This is a genomic window from Desulfosporosinus cupriresistens (assembly GCF_001707885.1).
GTDB lineage: Bacteria > Bacillota > Desulfitobacteriia > Desulfitobacteriales > Desulfitobacteriaceae > Desulfosporosinus.
Map to the genome: position 1 here is coordinate 1 of NZ_MASS01000116.1, position 3483 is coordinate 3483.

General features: G+C 40.2%; 3 protein-coding genes. 1 reads left to right on the forward strand and 2 read right to left on the reverse strand.

Annotated features, from left to right (window positions below):
* Positions 1-367: 367 nt before the first annotated feature.
* A complete protein-coding gene (locus DSBG_RS21365; protein WP_176716355.1) occupies positions 368-1447 on the forward strand; it encodes a DmpA family aminopeptidase in 1080 nt (359 codons plus the stop codon).
* A gap of 33 nt (positions 1448-1480) precedes the next feature.
* Here DSBG_RS21365 and DSBG_RS21370 read toward each other — a convergent pair whose 3' ends face one another.
* Both DSBG_RS21370 and DSBG_RS21375 read right to left on the reverse strand, forming a co-directional pair.
* Positions 1481-1828 (reverse strand): DnaJ domain-containing protein, encoded by a 348-nt coding sequence (locus DSBG_RS21370; RefSeq protein ID WP_068967013.1) that lies wholly within the window; start codon positions 1826-1828, stop codon positions 1481-1483.
* A 280-nt stretch (positions 1829-2108) separates the two neighbouring features.
* Positions 2109-3338, reverse strand: a complete 1230-nt coding sequence (locus DSBG_RS21375) for a C40 family peptidase (protein ID WP_068967015.1) — start codon at positions 3336-3338, stop codon at positions 2109-2111.
* Between the last annotated feature and the right edge of the window lie 145 nt (positions 3339-3483).

Sequence of the window (3483 nt, forward strand, 5' to 3'; positions counted from 1 at the left end):
ATGGTTTTTTCTAAGGCCACTTGGGCCAGACTTTAATTTTAGCATTTTCAACTCGCGTTGTCAATGACTAATTTGTCTGATCTAGATTGACTAGCTCGAGGTTTCAACCCCTTGCTTGTTCAATCATTGTGCGTCTTTGTGGCGCTCAGTTATAGTACCATTTTCAGCGTGTGCTGTCAACAGTTATTTTCCTTCGTATGCTTTTTTCTTTTCTTTATCACCTTTCTTTATCATTCCTTTATATTTTCTTCATCTGTCCCATCTGTTTTTCAGAATTGTTTCATTGATTTATAAAGCTAAACCGCCTCTCCACCTTAGAATATAGACCAATAAACACTCATAGTATTTACTGGTTAGTATGGAGGAGGTGGTTCGAATTAGAGCGAGGGAGTTAGGGCTCGACTTTGGCACCCTGCCTACAGGCAAATACAATGCTATAACCGATGTGCCTGGAGTTACTGTGGGCCATGTTAGCTTGATCCAAGGTCACGGCAGGCTTATCCCTGGTCAAGGACCGGTTCGCACCGGGATCACTGCTATCCTTCCCCACGGCGGTAACTTGTATACTCAAAAATGCCCTGCAGCAGTTTTTCCGTTCAACGGATACGGCAAATCCATCGGTATGATGTATGTAGAAGAACTAGGAATTTGTGAAAATCCAATTCTTATCACAAATACTCTAAGCATTGCTTCGGCATTAGAGGGCGGAATTGACTGGGTACTCAGACATAACCCTGGGGTGGGTATCTCAGAACGGACACCCAATATAACTATTTTCGAATGTGACGATGGTTATTTAAATGATACCAGAGGCAGGCATGTGAAAAGGGAACATGCCTGGCAGGCCATTGCCACGGCTTCTGGTGGGTCTGTTCCGGAGGGTAATGTCGGAGCAGGGGTAGGTATGAGCACCGTGGCCTACAAGTCGGGGGTGGGTACCTGTTCTCGCATCATAAAAAACAGCTTGGGAACCTGGACCTTGGGAGTATTAATGGTCTGTAACTTTGGCGAGCGTGAAGATTTAATAATTAAAGGCATCCCATTTGGTCGCATGTTTCCAGTCAATGAGGCTCCAACCCATCGCAACTCAAATATTACTATAATAGCAACCGATGCTCCGTTGACCTGCCCCCAGTTAAAGCGTCTAGCCAAAAGACCTCCGTTGGGTTTAAGTAGAGTAGGAAATATCTGTCGCTGGGGGTGCGGAAATATTGAAATGGCGTTTTCTAATTACCCTTGGATTCATCCTCAAGCAAAGCCTCTAATCATTGATAACGCAGAGTTTCTTGACCCCTTTATGATGGCAGTTTCAGATGCCTCCGAGGAGGCCTGTCTAAACTCTTTGTTCCAGGCTGAAACAATGGTTGGAGTAAATAATCAGGTCCGAGAAAAAATCCCCGTTGTACAGATTATTACCTACCTAAAAAACTCTAACCGCCTATGGTAAGCGATTCAGATCGAATCATTCATAGATTAAATACTATGTAGAGTGTAGAGTAATGTAAACTTTGTAAGCAATAAACGCGACAAAAGTAAAACTTAGTATTGCGAGGAAAATTATTATAAGGCATCCGAATAAAGACATAGATGACTCCTCTGTCGGTTGAAAAGTGCCCTCACTTGCTTTGCGCATTTCATCGTATTGTTTACGTTGGTGGGGATTATTTAATATTTCATATGCCTCAACGATTTCAACAAACTTATTATAAGCGTCATTTTGAGAACATACATCTGGATGCCAAACCTTCATAAGTGTTCTGAAGGCAATCTTTATTTCATCGCTCGTAGCATGTTCATTAATTCCAAGTATCAAATAGTAATCTTTCATTGAGGGACCCCCAATTTGTTACATATTTTAAACTTAGTTTTAAGCTTGACCATATGTTAATAAATATACTCATCAGACCTAACAAACCTCAACAAACTCTCCCTAATCAGTAGGTAGAACTACACGGCATAAGAGTGCTGGAGCGTACATAAGTGATCTGAATGCTTCGTAACACACTAGGAAAAGGGATCAAGCTGAAGCTTAATCCCTTACTGCACAATTATTTTGTTACTATAATTATAATTTCAACCGCATGATCACTGATGAAACAACCCCGGAATTAACGAGCAATCACACGTCTTGCGCCATAATACCGACTAGACCAATACTCACTATTTATACTAGCGTAGGAAACACCACTATTTGAAGAATTAATCATTATACCGTTACCAACATAGATGCCAACGTGAGATGGACCTGCTTGATACGTAGAAAAGAAAACTAAATCCCCAGCTTGTAAGTTTTCTCTCGAAACGCTCTGACCTTCGCTATATTGGTCCCAAGTTACCCTACTAAGTTTAATACCAAACTGTCCAAATACATACTGTACAAAGCTTGAACAATCGAATTGCGGATAAGTACCTCCCCAAGTATAAGGTACCCCCAGGAACGTTGATGCAAAGGATAGCAACTGGCCTACCTGTCCATTTAATTTCACAGGGGTGCTAAACGTTCCCAGTAAACTATCTGTATTCAGTTGAGACGCTAGTATCTCCTGATACTTCGCTTGTGAAACAAGTTGAGATTGCAGTTGTTCTGCCGCAATTAAGCGCTCAGTTTCGCTAATATTCTCTTGACCTCGACTTTGCACTTGCATAATTTGTGCTTCATCATTAGTAATTGAATTTACTAGTTCAGTCTGCTTTGCCATCGCTACATTAAGACCGTCTAAAAGTTGCTGCTTAGACTGAATCTCATCTGTTAGTTTTTTTGTTTCGTCTTCTTCCAAGCTCCGCTTTACCTTGATTTCATCAGCATTTGCCGATATCTTAAATCTCAGATCTCGATAGAAACTAAGAACTGTATCAATATAACTACATCTGTTGATCAAGTCATTAATGCTTGTCGAACCAACCAACCAACTTATATAGCTTAAATAGGGAGTATCCCCCTCAGTGTACTGATTTCTAACGTAGCTCTCAAGAGTCTCTGTATCTTTTTTCTGCTGATCAGCTAACTTTTGTTGCTCCACGTCTAAATCTGCTATGGATTTTTGGTGTTGCTGTATACCTAGGTTATCCTGATCGATAGCGCTTTTCAATACATTAATTGATTCTTGGATCGATTGTGCCTGGCTTTCTGCAGTGGCCTGTAATTGTTGCTGTACATTAACCTGATCTTGAAGAGAACTGGAATCGTTCGTAAGTGCACTAAGGTTATCATATAGTGTAGCTGCATTAACTGGTTGTATGGATAAACAAATTATAATTGACACAAGAATGCTCAAAAATATGCGTCGTATTGCTACAACTCCTATTTTAGTGAACGCTTTGGTTGACCACACTTGCATTTGTATTCCTCCTTAGCCCAACTATGCATTAAAAAGAATTCTTCTTACTTAGTTAGACTAACAGAGAGATGGAAAACAAACAATGGAACTATTTTCATGTAATTTATTTTCCGGTTAAAATTAAATGCTAAATATTTAATTACTA

Bases quoted from the DNA above. Each gene is read 5' to 3' on its own strand.
- DSBG_RS21370 (WP_068967013.1), bottom strand. From the start codon at position 1,828: ATGAAAGATTACTATTTGATACTTGGAATTAATGAACATGCTACGAGC.
- DSBG_RS21375 (WP_068967015.1), bottom strand. From the start codon at position 3,338: ATGCAAGTGTGGTCAACCAAAGCGTTCACTAAAATAGGAGTTGTAGCA.